The sequence below is a fragment of the Aedoeadaptatus coli genome, assembly GCF_900343085.1.
In the GTDB taxonomy this organism is placed as follows: Bacteria; Bacillota; Clostridia; order Tissierellales; family Peptoniphilaceae; genus Aedoeadaptatus; species Aedoeadaptatus coli.
Window position 1 is genome coordinate 148,544 of record NZ_OPYI01000002.1, and the last position, 14,375, is coordinate 162,918.

Below are 14,375 nucleotides of genomic sequence, written 5' to 3' on the forward strand. Positions count from 1 at the left end.
GCGTCAAAGGAGGGCGTTATGAACATTGGTCAAATCATTAAAGATAAGCGTATTCAGATGAATCTCTCTCAGCAACAACTTGCTGATTTAATTGGTGTTAGCAAATCAGCGATTTCAAGGTACGAAAGTGGCGAAATTGGAAACATGGGTCTTGATAAGGCCCAATCGGTTGCCAAGGCGCTTAATATAGACCCGCTGATTTTGTTGGGTTATTCGAACCCTGAAAAAGAACCCGAACTCACCTTCGTCGATCTGTCTAACTACATAAAGATCCCCGTCGTCGGGAAGATCCCCGCAGGCGTGCCCATCGAGGCCATCGAAGACATCATCGAGACCATTGACATCCCCGAGGACTGGACCAAAGGCGACAAAGAGTTCATCGGCCTGAGAGTCTCCGGCGATAGCATGTACCCCGTCCTCCTCGATGGCGACACCGTCGTCATCCAAGTCCAACCGAACGCCGAAACCGGCGACATCTGCGCCTGCTACGTCAACGGGTACGACGCCACCTTGAAGCGGATTTCTCTGACACCCACTTCCATCACCTTGAAACCGGAAAACCCCAACTACCCGCCCAAAACCTACACCCATCCGGGCGAAGTCACCATCGCCGGCAAAGTCGTCGAGGTAAGAAGAAAGTTATAAAGGCTGAGATTTTCATATTTTAATTAGGAGGAAATTATTGTGTTCGTATTTGAGCTGGTTCAAAACAAAAATAACTCGTCAAAACGAAATAAAGGAGCGTCTTTAAACGAATTTCCTAAAGATTTCTGTGTCTTAGATTTAGAGACAACTGGGCTGAACCCTACCTATGATGAAATAATTGAAATAGGGATGTTAAAGGTTCGCGATAATAAGATAACAGATTCTTTTACTTCTCTAGTTCGACCCGAAACAGTATACATAGAAGATGACGATGATGGAAACATAGTTGGTGAGTACTACATTGACGATTTTATAATTGAGTTAACAGGAATAACAAATGAAATGCTTGCTCAGGCCCCTACACTTAAAGAAATTTCTAAGGAGGTATTCGAATTCATAGGCCGTGACGTTATAGTTGGGCATAACATAAACTTTGATATCAATTTCCTCTATGACTTTATGGCCGCAAATTTCAATAATGAGCTTAACAATGATTATTGGGACCTGATGAAACTCTCTCGTAGAATATTAAAAGGTATAGACCGGCACCGTTTAATCGATTTGGCTGACTATTTTGGATACACTTTCACAGGTCATAGGGCTTTGAATGATTGTCAGGCAACCTTTGATATTATGGCTAAACTCAAGGCTTATGCCGTCGAGCACGACATAGAATACACAGTGTTGCCCAGCGGAAAAGCTATGAACTTAAAAAATCTAGAAACGACCGAGGCTAACATTGACCCTGAAAATTACTTTTATAACAAGTCAATTTGTTTTACCGGAAAACTTGAGCACTTTACGAGAAAGGAAGCCGCTCAAATCTGTGTGAATTTAGGGGCAAAATGCGAAAATTCAGTCACAAAGCATACAAACTTATTGGTTTTAGGTGGATTTGACTCCATCTCAAACGTAAAAGACAATAAATCTTCCAAGCTTAAAAAAGCGGAAAAGCTTATTTTATCCGGTCAAGATTTAGAGATTATGGATGAGAAACTATTTTTAGATACACTTCATGATTTATAGAAATAAAAAAGCCCCTACCTGCTACAACAGGATAGGGGCTAGTGTTTAGGCATGATATACCAAAAGCACAAGAAGAGTATATCATGCCTCCCTAAAGGAGGAAACCATGAAAACAGCCGTCGCTTATGCACGCTTCTCTTCGGCGATGCAGCGGGAAGAGTCCATTGATGCCCAACTGCGGGCCATCACTGAGTACTGCACAAAAAACGACATCGCCCTCATCGGCCACTACATCGACATGGCGCAGTCCGCCACCACCGATGACCGGCCGGAGTTCCAACGCATGATCGCCGAGAGCGCCGAAAGAGATTACGACTACATCATCGTCCACAAGCTGGACCGCTTCGCTCGTAACCGTTACGATTCCGCCATATACAGTAAGAAAATCGAAGACAACGGGAAAAGGCTCCTCTCCGTCCTCGAGAAATTCGGCGACGGCCCCGAAGCCGTCATCTTCCGCTCCATCATCGAGGGCTTTAATGAGTACTACTCCAAGAACCTCGGCAGAGAAACCCGCAAGGGCCACCGGGAAAACGCCTATAAGGCCCTCTTCAACGGTGGAACACCGCCCCTCGGCTACGACATCAACGACGAAAACCAATACGTCATCAACGACTACGAGGCCGAAGCCGTTCGCCTTATCTTCTCTATGTATATCGACGGCTACAGCTACCTGGAAATCATCGACCGCTTAAACGGCCTCGGCTATCGCACGAAAAGGGGCGGGCTTTTTAAAAAGACATCACTGACCGAGATCCTACGCCAGGAAAAATACATCGGCCGCTACATCTTCGGCAAGACCGACTACCGCCCCGGAGAACCGAGAAACACCCACCGCTACGCCAACGAAGAAGACATGATCATACTCGACGACGCGATTCCCGCCATACTGACAAAGGAGGTTTGGGCAATGGCCAAACAAAGAAGAGAGAAAAACAAGCAAGTCCCCTCAGCCCGTCGCAACACCACCCGCTCCGGCGGCTATCCGCTTACAGGGCATCTCTACTGCAAGCATTGCGGCTCCCCAATGGTCGGATCTTCCCGCACCGGCGGAAGCGGGAAGCGGTACTACTACTATGAATGTACGGCCAAGAGCCGAAGAGAATGCGACGCACGCGCCATACGTGCCGACAAGCTCGAATCCCTACTCTTCGATGCCCTGGATGATTACCTCTTCGGGCATAATTACATCGACAACATGGTGGATGCCCTTTTCGCCTACCTCTCTTCGGAGAAAGAAGATCCACGGGAAGACGAGAAGAGAGAGTTGAAAAAGAAAATCGCCGATGCGGGAAAGAAAATAGAAAACATTACAAATGCCATTGCATCCGGAACATCCTCTCAGACGCTCCTAGATAAACTTACAGCCCTTGAAACCGAAAAGACACAGCTCGAGTCGACACTACGAGAAAGCGACCTGAAACAGGCGCACATCGCCTTACTGAGGGAAGACGTGGAAGACTTTGTGCGAAAATACGACAGCATAAAAAAATACGACCGACAAGAACGTTCAAAACTTATGAGCATCTTTGTCGATCGTATTGAAGTTGATACACCCCGCGTTTATGTGACATTTAACGTTTCCGCTAATGACATAAATCGTGAGTGTTTGCATGGTGCGGAGAAAGGGACTTGAACCCTCACGTGATGACTCACACATGCCCCTCAAACATGCCTGTCTGCCGATTCCAGCATCTCCGCTCATCACAGGAATAAATTATAACACAGGCTTTTTGCTTTGTAAATCACTTTTTACGAATTTTCGCAGGTCTTTTCCATTTGCAGGAAAAAGGCCTCGCCCGACGCCTCGGGCGGGGTTTTACTTTTCCTATTTATTTTTCCGAGTTCTTCGCCCTATCTTTTCCCGCCAATGTCACATCGTCGATGCCGTTAAAGACATTAAAGGCGTTGGGACGCATGCGCCCTTTCACTCGCGGCCCGGTGACCAGGACATTTTGCTTAAACACCAGGGGAATGTAGGGCACATCGTCGCGAAAGATTTTGTACACGGCGTCGGTGGCTTCTTTTCGCTCCCCTTCCTCTTGGGCATGGGCCAATTTCTTTAGAGCCTCGTCCATGGCGGGATTGCTGTATCGACTGATATTCATGCCGCCGATACCGCCGGATGAAAGCACCGAGGATAGATTGACCACGGCGGAAAAATCCATGCCCACGACGGCCAGCTGGTAGTTTCCGCTTTGAAGGGCGCGCGCAAATTGATCGGCCTCGGGCTCGGTCTTCTTTTGTCCCTCCTCGCTCACCGCCTGCATGTCGACGGCGTCTTTCACGCGGGAGCGGATGCCGATTTTTTTCAGATCTTCCGACACCAGTTGGGCCTCGGTTTTCAGGCGATGGTTGACCCCGTTTGTAAGGATGGTAAGATTTAATGCCTCCCCGTTTTTCCCTTCACGGAAACCGTCGCCGTCCACATCTTTGTAGCCGGCCTTGTTCAGCATGTCCATGGCGCCGTCCACGCTTAAATAGGATTCTTCCTTGGCAAAGGTGCCGGCGGAAAGCTTCGGATTCACAAAAAAGTTGGCCATGGTGCCTTGAGACAGATAGAGGCTGTCGATAATGCGCTCTTTGTTTATGGCGAGATCCAGGGCCCGTCGCAGATGCGGATCACTTAACAGGGGATCCTGCGTGTTCATGCTCAGCACTTCCACCCGCTGAGTTTCGTAGGGCTCCACGGCGCTCTTCTCGTCGCTTTTGTAGCGATCCCACGTGTAGTCGTCCACGACAAAGAGATCGATCTGTCCCGCGTCGTAGGCCTGTTGAATGGCTTTATTGTCCGACAAAATTAAGCCCACGATGCCGTCGATGTAGGGCAGTTTTCCGTAATAGTTCGGATTTTTTTCCAGATAAATCTTCTTGTTCTTTTCCCATTTTTTCAGGAGGAAAGGCCCGGAGCCCACCACGTCGAAATTTTCGGCATCGAGCATGGCTTCTTCCGAGTAAATATGGGCGGGCAAAATGGGAAAGCTCAGGAGTTCCGGGTAATTGCCGTAGCTTTGATTGAATTCGAAGTCGATGTTTCGATCGTCGAAGATCACGGCTTTGGCCACCGTATCCAAGTCGGTGCCGGCGCCGATCCCCGGCGTACGGTGAAAGAGCCTGCTATAAGGCGATTCCGCCGGCGCGTGTTTCACCGCAAGAAAAGTCGCGGCCACATCCTTCGTCGTAATGGGCGTGCCATCTTGCCAGTAAATGCCTTTTCTCAAGGTGACGGAAACGCGCCGTCCCTCGTCGGAGGTCTCCACGTGCTCCGCCAAAGAGGGCACCAGGCGGCCGCTGCCTTCGTATTCGAAAAGCCGATCGAAGAGCAGGTGGCTCAATTGAAAATACGAACGATTTTGCGTCAAAAGCGGATTCAGGGTATCGAAGTTCGTGAGGGGCACGGTGAGGGTGCCGCCTCCTCCGGCGCCGTCGTCGGTTCCCTTTTCCTCCACCACCGTTTTGGATCCCCCCATGCCGCAGGCGGTTAAGAGCAAAAGGCACAGGAGGAGGATGGTCCCCTTACATCGTTTCACCGGGCAGAGCCTCCAATGCGTCGTCCACTTGATTGTAGAGATTCATTAAATCGCCGGAATTGTCGAAGATCACGGTGGCCAACTTTTTCTTTTCCTCGAGGGGCATTTGCGAGGCGATTTTTTCCTTGGCGTAGGCTTCGTCAATATTGTCCCGGGCCATGAGGCGGGCGAGCTGCACGTCCTCGTCGGCGTCCACGAGCCAGATGGCGTCGAAGTCCAGGCCGTTTTCTTTTATATCGTCGATCTGCTCAAAAAGCAGGGGCACGTCGTAGAAAACGAGGCCGTGGAAATTCTCCGACAAATCGAGCATGGCGCGGACGATGGCCGGATGCATGATTTCATTCAGTCGGTTGCGGGCGTTTTCGTCTGAAAACACGCGCTTGCCCAATTTGTCCCGGTCCAAGTTGCCGTCAGATTGGATCATGTCTTCTCCGAAGATGTCGGCGATTTCTTTTAATGTGTCCGATCCCGGATGGACCAGATCTCTGGCAATGGCATCGGCGTCGATGACCGGAAAGCCCAGGCCCAACAAGTAGGCGGTCAAGACGCTTTTTCCCGAGGCAATGGAGCCCGTAATGCCGATTTTATTTTGTTTCATACCAATTTTCCCCCGTTTCCACTTCTACTTTTACGGGAATCGCCAGTGGCAAGGCCGATTCCATGGTTTCAACCAACAGTTTCTTTACCCGCTCCCCGTCTTCTTTGTCCGCCTCGAGGATCAATTCGTCGTGGACTTGAAGCAGGAGCTTGGCCCGAAGGCCTTCGTCTTTTAATTTCCGGTAAACGGCCACCATGGCTTTTTTCATCATGTCCGCCGCCGTCCCCTGAATGGGCATGTTCAGCGCCACCCGCTCGCCGAAGGAGCGCACGCTGAAATTTTTCGCCGCCAGCTCGGGAATGTAGCGCCGGCGGTGGAACAGGGTTTCCACATAGCCTTGGGCCTTTCCCGTTTCCACAATATCTTCCATAAATTGATGGACGCCGCTGAATTTATTCAGGTAATTGTCAATGTATTCCTTGGCTTCTTTTCTCGGAATATCCAAATCCTGCGACAGACCGTAATCGCTGATGCCGTAGACGATGCCGAAGTTCACGGCCTTGGCCCTGGAGCGCATCAGGCTCGTCACATCCTCGGGATCCACGTGAAAGACCTGAGATGCCGTGGTGGTGTGAATGTCGGCGCCGTCGTTAAAGGCTTTTTGCATGACCGCATCTCCGGAAATGTGCGCCAAAATCCGAAGCTCGATTTGGGAATAGTCCGCGTCGATAAATTCCGCCCCTTCCCGCGGCAAAAAGGCCTTTCGAATACTTCGGCCCACGTCGGTTTTAATGGGGATGTTTTGCAAATTGGGGTTGGTCGAAGAGATCCTTCCCGTGGCCGTAATGGTCTGTTGAAATTGGGAGTGGATCTTTCCGTCCGGAGCGATTTCCGCCTTGAGTCCCTCCACGTAGGTGGATTGAATTTTCGCCAACTGGCGATACTTTAAAATGTCCTCGACGATGGTGTGTTCCTTCCGGATTTTCTCCAACACATCCTGACTGGTGCTGAAGCCGGTCTTCGTCTTTTTAATGGGCGTCAATTTTAAATCTTCAAAGAGCACTTCCGCCAATTGCTTCGTGCTGTTGATGTTAAATTCCCTGCCCGCGTCCTCGTAAATAGACGCTTCCAGGCCTTGGATCTCTTCAGCCAGGGCGTCGCCGATTTCATCCAGTACCTTTTCGTCGACGATAATCCCCTCATGTTCCATGGACGCCAAGGTTTCCACCAAAGGCATTTCGATAGCGGAGAACAGTTCCCACATATCCAAATCCTTCAGCTTCTCTTCCTGCGCCGCCATAACTTTGGGCAGGTAGCTGTATAGTCGCGACAGGTAGCCGACGACGTCATCTTCCGCTTCGAGTAGGGATTTTTTGCTTTTTCCCTTCCCCAAAAATTCTTCCGGCGCCGCAATGGTTTGGTTTTCGTAGAGACCGATTAAGTGAGACGCTTCGTAATTGGATTTCGTGGGATCCAGCAAATACTCGGCCACGGACGCGTCGAAGACGACATTTGCAGGCTCGATCCCGTAGTGGAAGGCGAATAAAAAGAGCTCTTTTAAATCGCTTCCCACAATGGCCACGGATGCGTCTTCCAAAATGCCTTTTAAGCGCAAAAATTCCGCCCTATCAGGCGACTTGACGATGTAAGCCTTGCCGCCTGCGGAAAGAAGCAAATAATCCACCTTGCCGTCGAAATAAGGGCGACCCTCCGCCATCAAGTGGATCATAACCTTCTCGGCCCCTTCCAGGCCCTTGACGGCCTCGTTCATGGACGCGAGGGGCAAGTCATTTACTTCGGCCTCTTCCGCCTCTTCTTCACCGGGAAGGCGCCGCATAAGGGTAAAGAATTCGTACTCACTGTAAAGAGCCCGCAGGGCGTCGAGATCGTAAGGCTTTCGCTTTAATTCCTCGATATCGAAATCCAGGGGAATCGTCGTAATAATCGTGCCGAGCTTCTTGCTCAAAAAGGCCTGTTGCTTAAATTTTTCGAGATTTTCCTTTCGCTTCTTGCCGCTAATGGCATCGAGATTCTCGTAAACCCCTTCAATGGACCCGTATTCATGGATCAACTTTATGCCCGTCTTTTCACCGATCCCCGGCACACCGGGAATATTGTCGCTGTTGTCTCCCATAAGCCCCTTCAGGTCGATGAGCTGCTCCGGCGTCATGCCGTATTCCTCTTCGATGCGGGCCACATCGTAGACTTCCAGATTCGTGATGCCCTTTTTCGTCATAAGGACGTCGATGCCCTCTTCGACTAATTGAAAATAATCCCGATCGCCGGTAAGCAAATAAACTTTTTTCCCGGCGGCGCGGCCCATTTTCGCCACGGTGCCCGCCAGGTCGTCGGCCTCATATTCCGGGGAGTCCACGGTTTCTATGCCCATGGTCTTTAAAATTTTCATGAGATAAGGCCACTGCTCGTCTAATTCCGAAGGCGTCTTCTGCCGCGTGCCCTTGTACTCCGCGTAAAGATCGTGGCGGAAGGTGCGCCCCTTTTGATCGAAACACACGAGCAAATACCCGGGATCGATAAGGTCCACGGCATTTTCCATCATGGACACGAAGCCGTAGACCGCGTTGGTGTACAGCCCCCGCTTCGTCTTTAACAAAGGCAAGGCGTAAAAGGCCCGAAAAAACAAACTGCTTCCGTCTATTATTAAAATCGTATCTTTATTCATGGGTCCTCCTTGCCTTTATTATACACGAGAAGCCGCGGAAAAGCCTTTATAACCATTTCCCGGATGCTTGTTACGTCTTTCTATTTCGGGCCATGCTTTTTGAATTTATTTCTTGCCAATGCTAAAATATAGCCAATAAGGCGATCGACAAGCATAACTGAAATTGAAACCTGAAAAGTAATTTATCTCATTCAAAAGATATGAGTCTGGCAAATCTTTGGACGGTTCCCCTTTCCGCATCCTACTTGAAAGACCACCCACATCCTTCGCCCGGTAAAGTAAACGACAACAGCGCTTACGCGCTTTTAGATAGATTCCTGCTCATTTATTGCAGTAATACTTTCTTGATTGAAAACATCCCTTTCCCTGCTGCACGGGAGTGGTAGCACGGCTCAACTTCTTTATCCCCTTTAATTTCAATTTATCCGAATGCTGTTTGCTTATTCCAATTTATTTCGATTCATTGGAATGCTGTTCGCTTATTCCAATTTATTTCGATTTATTGGAATACTGTTCGCTTATTCCAATTTATTTCGATTTATTGGAATAACTGTTTCAAGCTGATCGAGAGGAGACCAACATTGACCAGAAAAACTCCGGATCCATTTCTGCCTAATAAACTTCCCTTGGACGATCTTAATGATTTCATTCTGAAACCGGATATTATTGACAAAATGATAGAAGCTTCTAATGCGATGGGCATTTACAAGGGTTTTCTGTATAACACGCCAAATCCAATGCTGCTCATTTCTCCTCTATTGATCCAAGAGTCCGTTTTGTCCTCCAAACTGGAAGGAACGCACGCAACACTGGAAGACTTCTTAAACTTCGAAGCAGGCAATGATACCCCGATAGAAAAAGATGAAATGACAGAAATTGCAAACTATAGGACGGCTTTATACGATGCCTTAGACACGATGGGAACGATAAATAATGATGATCCCGGTAAGCTACCGCTCTCCAATCGAATCATCAAAAACATGCACAAAATCCTCTTAAATAACGTAAGAGGCAACACGAAAAATCCCGGTAATTTTAAACGAGCGCAAAATTATATAGGCAGCTCAACGGAAATTTCATATACACCGGTCCCACCGTCACATACCGAAGAGTACATGGCTAACCTTGAAAATTATATTCATTTCGATGAAAAGAAAATTTTAATTCAGTCAGCAATAATACATGCCCAGTTCGAAATGATACATCCCTTTGAGGATGGGAACGGACGAATAGGAAGGTTGTTAATTCCCCTGTTCTTATATTACAAAGAATACCTTCCTTACCCGACCTTTTATATGAGTGAATATTTTGAAGCAGACAGAGACCGTTATATTGAGCGGTTGTCAGATATTTCCGCACACAATAATTGGTTGGACTGGATTGATTATTATTTAGATGGAATCATAAAACAGGCATCGAGAAATACAATAAAAGCAAATCGTCTTTTATCTTTATATGATGAAATGAAGATTTTGTGTACTTCCAAAGTAAACTCCAAGCATGCCATTAATGTGCTTGACTTCATCTTCAAGCATCCGGTATTTAAGTCCGGGCAATTGAAAGATGAGCTGAATGTCGGTTCCATATCCACAGTCTATAATTTATTAGATAAATTCACTGAACTTGGCATTCTCACGAAATCAGATGAAAAAAGAAACATCACCTATTATTCGCCGCAAATTATTTTAAGTACAGAGTAAGTTATGCTCCAATGAAGATATAGGACGAAAAAAGCCCCTACCCTGTTGCAACAGGATAGAAGCAAAGAATATACCTACGACGCACAATCGCTTCCGTACTCGATTTCAGCATCGTCTTCAGGCGCGAAGGATCAATCCGGAAAAAGTAAAAGCACGTAAGGCGAATAACCCTACGTGCTTTTAAAATGTGCATTTTTACACGTTTCATGACACTGTGTAAAAACACTAAATTGTATGGTGCCGAAGGCGGGACTTGAACCCGCACGGTGTCGCCACCGCTGGATTTTGAGTCCAGTACGTCTGCCAATTCCATCACTTCGGCTAACTGATACTTCGATAGTATAACATATCTGTTAGCCGCGTGTAAAGGGTGATTTTATTTCATGGTCAAAAAACTGCTGTACGCTTTGTAGGTGGAGTAGATGTCCGCCTTGGATGCCACTTCAAAGGGTGCGTGCATGGAGAAGAGGGCTGTGCCCAGATCCACGACTTCCGCGCCGGTTTCGGCGAGGATGTAGGCCACGGTGCCGCCGCCGCCTTCGTCGACTTTGCCCATTTCGCCCGTTTGCCACAAAATATTGTCTTTGGCAAATTGGTCCCGAAGGGCAGCGACAAATTCCACATTGGCGTCGTTGGTGGAGCTTTTGCCTCTGGCGCCGGTGTATTTCATCATGCAGACGCCTTCGCCTAAGCGGGCGGCGTTTTTCTTGTCCATGACTTCGGGGTAGTTGGGATCCAGGGCCGCGGTGACATCGGCGGAGAGGACCATGCTGTTGGCCAAGGCCCGGCGCACGGCGATGTTGGAGTCCACGCCCAATTTGTAGAGCACTTCGGCCACGGCGTTTTCAAAGTATTTCGCGCTCATGGAGGTGTTGCCCACGGAACCGATTTCTTCTTTGTCGGCAAAGACGGCGACGCAGGTTTTCGTGCGGTTCTTCCCGTCCAGTTGCGCTCTGAGAGACGCGTAGGCACAGACTTTGTCGTCTTGGCCGTAGGCGGCCACCATGCTTCGGTCCAGGCCTATGTCTCTGGCATTAAAGGCGGGCACCACTTCCAACTCCGCCGTTTCGAAGTCGTCGGCATCCATGCCGTATTTTTCTTTTAAAAGGGCTTTCGCAGCTTCTTCCACGGAGCCGTTCAAGGAGCGATGACCGAAAAGAACGTTGAGGTTTTCGCCGATAATGCCTTCGTCCAAGGTCTTTTTATTTTGGGACTTGCTTAAATGGGGCAAGAGATCCGTCACGGTGAAGACGGGATCGGCAGGATCGGAGCCGATATTGACTTCGTGCTTCTTGCCGTCTTTGGTCACGACCACGCCGTGCATAGCCAAGGGAATGGCCGTCCATTGGTATTTTTTAATGCCGCCGTAGTAGTGGGTCTTTAAGAGCGCCACATTTTCCTCTTCATAGAGGGGCGTCGCTTTAATATCCAGGCGGGGCGAATCGATGTGGCTCGCTACAATGGCCATGCCCTCTTCGAAATCTGCGGCCAAGTCGAAGAGCACCACGGACTTTTCTTTATTTAAGAAGTAAATTTTGTCGCCGTGCTTTAAGCTGTCCATATCGTAGAAATTTTTGTAGCCCGCTTCTTCCGCCAAGCGGACGATTTCTTTCGCCGCCATGCGCTCGGTTTTCGCCCGGTCTAAAAAGGCCTTGTAATCTTCAGAAAATGCCATAATGGCATCGTGTTCTTCTTCTCTGTCCCAATAAGTGATTTTCTTTTCCATTCCATGCTCCTTTCATCAGTTGGCATCCCCTACATCGGGGACGTCGTCGTTTTCTTTAGCCGCCAAATTTTCTTCCGTCTTGGCGTGTTTGGCTTTGTCTCCGTCGTCGGGCTTCACTACCGCCTCAGGCATATTGTAGAGCAGGCAGTGGCCCAACATGTGGGACATCAGGCGCTTCGCCGGATCTTTCATATGCCCTTCGTCGTCGTAAAAATCGCTTTGATTCTTGGCGTCTTTATACCAGTCGATAAGGGTCACATTGGCGTACTTGTCGGCGACGCGCTGCAAAATATCGTTGTTTTTATCTTCGTAGGAAGGATCCGCCACCACATTAAACAAAAACAGGGGGCGTCCCTCGGCGGTTTTTACAATTTCGTCCACGGCATCGAAGGTAAGGGCGCCGTCGTTTCCGATTTGCAGAATGATGGGCCCGTCGTCGGAATATTCCTTAATCCGACGCACGTACCAAGAGGGATTTAAATTCTCGGATCCGATGACCTGCAGATTCGGCATAAGGAGCAAATAGGCCTCCCGCGCCGATTGGGCGGATCCGTCGCCTAAGAGCAGTCCCTTTTGATTCTGGAGTTTGCCCAAATCCTCGTTGGTTAATTTGTAATGGGGCTTTTGCGCGTTCACCTGTTCGATGGCCGCCGCCAGCTCGTTGGACGGCTCGAAGCGTTCCGTCAGGGATGCCTTCTTTTGTTCCCTCTCCTCTTCCTTCGGTTTCACGGTCTTCACCACGGGTGTCGTCGGCGCCTCCCGCTTCATGACCTCCGGCCCTTGGGTGGCGTAGGTAATGATCATGAGTCCGCCGAAAAGCACCGCCAAGATAGCGTATACCCATTTGTTGCTCAAGCCTTTCACTTGAAAAACATAGTAGGAACCTTGGGCGACGATTAGCAGGAAGACGAGGGCCGGGGGAATCCACAGGCCGCCTGCGAGCTGAAGGCGCTCCGCCAGCTCTTTCGTAAAAAAGAAGACCGGCATACTGTACAGGTAGATGGAATAGGCCCGCTCGCCGATAAAAGTAAAGAGGGGAAATTGAAAGACGCTTTCGAAGGCGTTGCCGTCGCGAAACAAAAATAGAATAAAGAAACTTAAGAGCAGACTGGTGAGAAAAAGGCCGCCGAAATACGCAGGTCCGGCTTCCGCCATAAACAACAGCAGTAGAACGAAGACGATCATGATCCCGAGCATGGCCATGTCCCGATTGGCTACTTTTCCCCGTCCTTTTCCCATGAGCTCATAGAGGACGACGGGAAACAGGATAAAGAAACTGAAGAGCCGGCTCTCGGGGCTGTAAAAGATTCTCGCTTCGGCCAAATCCAAGCCGCCGAAGATGCCCATGATAAGGGCGGAGATCAAGCTGATGACGCCGCCGAAAAAGGCCACGGATATAATTTTCTGCCGCGTCTTTTTCCCCGCAATGGCCAGGGTAAAAATTAAATAGCATTGCATAAGCAAGGACACGAACCACAAGTGCCCGAATGGCGAGGGCTGTTCGATGCTCAGCGGATGCCCGGCGAGGCTTTGGAAAATATTATTGGCGAACAGCAAGGACCACAGGGCCTGTCCCCGCACCAGGGGCATGTCTGCATAAAAAAACAGGGCGTAGATCGCCGTGACGATGGCCACCATGGCGAAAAGTTCCGGCCAATAGGCCCGCACTTTCTCCGCCAAAAAGGGCCCGGGGTATGTTTTTTCCCGAATGTAGCGCCTGAAGGTTTCGTAGCCCATAAGGGCGAAGAGCATTTGATAGCCTAAGTGGCCGCCTAAAAAAACGCGGTTGAAGGCCATGTATAGTAAAATAAAGCACAGGGCAAATCCTTTGACGCCCTCTGCCGTCTTTCTTTCTTTAATGGACATAAACGACTCCTTTATTTAATGGTAATATTTTACCACAAACGGGGAAATTTAGCCTGCGCTTTACTCGGCGGGGATTTTTGTAAAATTCTTTTAAAAAAGTACTGGACAAATTTCTCCTGAGGCTATATAATTATCTCTGTTATCGACGTTTGCATCTTTAGCTCAGTTGGTAGAGCAACTGACTCTTAATCAGTGGGCCCAGGGTTCGAGTCCCTGAAGATGCACCAGATACGCGGAGCTTCGGCTCCGTTTTTTTATGCCCGTTTTTCTTCGCCCATCAAAAAAGAGCGGCGCCTACACGTCGCTCTTGTCTTTGTTTTTCCAGTAGAGATCCCAAATCTTTTTCATCAGAATATCTTTGTCCCGCTGCCCGATCTTCTCCGAAGCCAGGGCTTTTTTTGGCTCTATAATATCCATTGGGGAGTAAGCTCCTCAATGGATATTTTTGTGCGCTTTAGCATGAATAAACCACCAGCTATGCTGGTGGTAGGCGTAAAAAGCTTTAGCTTTAAGTAAAAAAAGAACCTCCCATGATAAAATTATTGTGTTATCGGCAATAAAATATCAAGGAGGTATCCATATGGATAAGAACAGCTTAGCACATACAAGTTGGAATTGTAAGTATCATATCGTGTTTGCACCAAAATATAGGCGGCAAGTT

At 48.8% G+C, this 14,375-nt stretch carries 10 protein-coding genes, 3 tRNA genes and 1 pseudogene; 6 read left to right on the plus strand and 8 right to left on the minus strand.

Annotated elements, in window-relative coordinates; all coding sequences use genetic code 11:
• Positions 1-18: 18 nt before the first annotated feature.
• From DG046_RS01975 to DG046_RS01985, 3 genes are all read left to right on the plus strand, one after another.
• Positions 19-645 carry a LexA family protein gene (locus DG046_RS01975; RefSeq protein WP_108830926.1) on the plus strand — a complete coding sequence of 209 codons (627 nt, stop codon included), beginning with the start codon at positions 19-21 and terminating at the stop codon, positions 643-645.
• Between the two features lie 39 nt (positions 646-684).
• Complete coding sequence (locus tag DG046_RS01980; protein WP_234411439.1) at positions 685-1,671, plus strand: exonuclease domain-containing protein; 987 nt, start codon at positions 685-687, stop codon at positions 1,669-1,671.
• A 106-nt stretch (positions 1,672-1,777) separates the two neighbouring features.
• A complete protein-coding gene (locus DG046_RS01985; protein WP_108830927.1) occupies positions 1,778-3,307 on the plus strand; it encodes a recombinase family protein in 1,530 nt (509 codons plus the stop codon).
• On the opposite strand, the gene DG046_RS01990 is transcribed toward DG046_RS01985, so the two are convergent.
• The 4 genes from DG046_RS01990 to polA form a co-directional block, all read right to left on the minus strand.
• Positions 3,286-3,372 (minus strand) — tRNA-Leu (locus DG046_RS01990). The genes DG046_RS01985 and DG046_RS01990 overlap by 22 nt on opposite strands.
• Positions 3,373-3,503: 131 nt before the next feature.
• Positions 3,504-5,201, minus strand: a complete 1,698-nt coding sequence (locus DG046_RS01995) for an ABC transporter substrate-binding protein (protein ID WP_108830928.1) — start codon at positions 5,199-5,201, stop codon at positions 3,504-3,506.
• Positions 5,188-5,799, minus strand: coding sequence for a dephospho-CoA kinase (gene coaE / locus DG046_RS02000; protein WP_108830929.1), 612 nt, complete (start codon positions 5,797-5,799; stop codon positions 5,188-5,190). Before coaE ends, DG046_RS01995 begins: the two co-directional genes overlap by 14 nt.
• Entirely contained in the window at positions 5,786-8,422 is a 2,637-nt protein-coding gene (gene polA / locus DG046_RS02005; protein ID WP_108830930.1) for a DNA polymerase I, read from the minus strand. The genes coaE and polA overlap by 14 nt, the downstream gene beginning before the upstream one ends.
• Before the next feature lie 581 nt (positions 8,423-9,003).
• Between polA and DG046_RS02010 the strand changes: the two genes are divergently transcribed.
• The gene (locus DG046_RS02010) at positions 9,004-10,122 is read left to right on the plus strand and encodes a Fic family protein (protein ID WP_234411440.1); all 1,119 of its coding nucleotides are present in this window, start codon (positions 9,004-9,006) and stop codon (positions 10,120-10,122) included.
• A 235-nt stretch (positions 10,123-10,357) separates the two neighbouring features.
• On the opposite strand, the gene DG046_RS02015 is transcribed toward DG046_RS02010, so the two are convergent.
• The 3 genes from DG046_RS02015 to DG046_RS02025 form a co-directional block, all read right to left on the minus strand.
• A tRNA-Leu gene (locus DG046_RS02015) sits at positions 10,358-10,444 on the minus strand.
• Between the two features lie 54 nt (positions 10,445-10,498).
• Positions 10,499-11,848: an aminopeptidase gene (locus DG046_RS02020; protein ID WP_108830931.1), complete on the minus strand. Its 1,350-nt coding sequence runs from the start codon at positions 11,846-11,848 to the stop codon at positions 10,499-10,501.
• A 15-nt stretch (positions 11,849-11,863) separates the two neighbouring features.
• Positions 11,864-13,714, minus strand: coding sequence for an acyltransferase family protein (locus DG046_RS02025; protein WP_108830932.1), 1,851 nt, complete (start codon positions 13,712-13,714; stop codon positions 11,864-11,866).
• Positions 13,715-13,865: 151 nt separating this feature from the next.
• Between DG046_RS02025 and DG046_RS02030 the strand changes: the two genes are divergently transcribed.
• Positions 13,866-13,941 (plus strand) — tRNA-Lys (locus tag DG046_RS02030).
• A gap of 67 nt (positions 13,942-14,008) precedes the next feature.
• On the opposite strand, the gene DG046_RS09910 is transcribed toward DG046_RS02030, so the two are convergent.
• Entirely contained in the window at positions 14,009-14,131 is a 123-nt protein-coding gene (locus DG046_RS09910) for a hypothetical protein (RefSeq protein ID WP_255419571.1), read from the minus strand.
• A 163-nt stretch (positions 14,132-14,294) separates the two neighbouring features.
• On the opposite strand from DG046_RS09910, the pseudogene DG046_RS02035 reads away from it, so the two are divergent.
• Positions 14,295-14,375, plus strand: a pseudogene (locus DG046_RS02035) (IS200/IS605 family transposase); the annotation flags it as partial.

Coding starts and splice junctions, on each gene's coding strand:
- DG046_RS01975 (WP_108830926.1), top strand. CDS start 19: ATGAACATTGGTCAAATCATTAAAGATAAGCGTATTCAGATGAATCTC.
- DG046_RS01985 (WP_108830927.1), top strand. CDS start 1,778: ATGAAAACAGCCGTCGCTTATGCACGCTTCTCTTCGGCGATGCAGCGG.
- coaE (WP_108830929.1), bottom strand. CDS start 5,799: ATGAAACAAAATAAAATCGGCATTACGGGCTCCATTGCCTCGGGAAAA.
- polA (WP_108830930.1), bottom strand. CDS start 8,422: ATGAATAAAGATACGATTTTAATAATAGACGGAAGCAGTTTGTTTTTT.
- DG046_RS02020 (WP_108830931.1), bottom strand. CDS start 11,848: ATGGAAAAGAAAATCACTTATTGGGACAGAGAAGAAGAACACGATGCC.
- DG046_RS02025 (WP_108830932.1), bottom strand. CDS start 13,714: ATGTCCATTAAAGAAAGAAAGACGGCAGAGGGCGTCAAAGGATTTGCC.
- DG046_RS09910 (WP_255419571.1), bottom strand. CDS start 14,131: ATGGATATTATAGAGCCAAAAAAAGCCCTGGCTTCGGAGAAGATCGGG.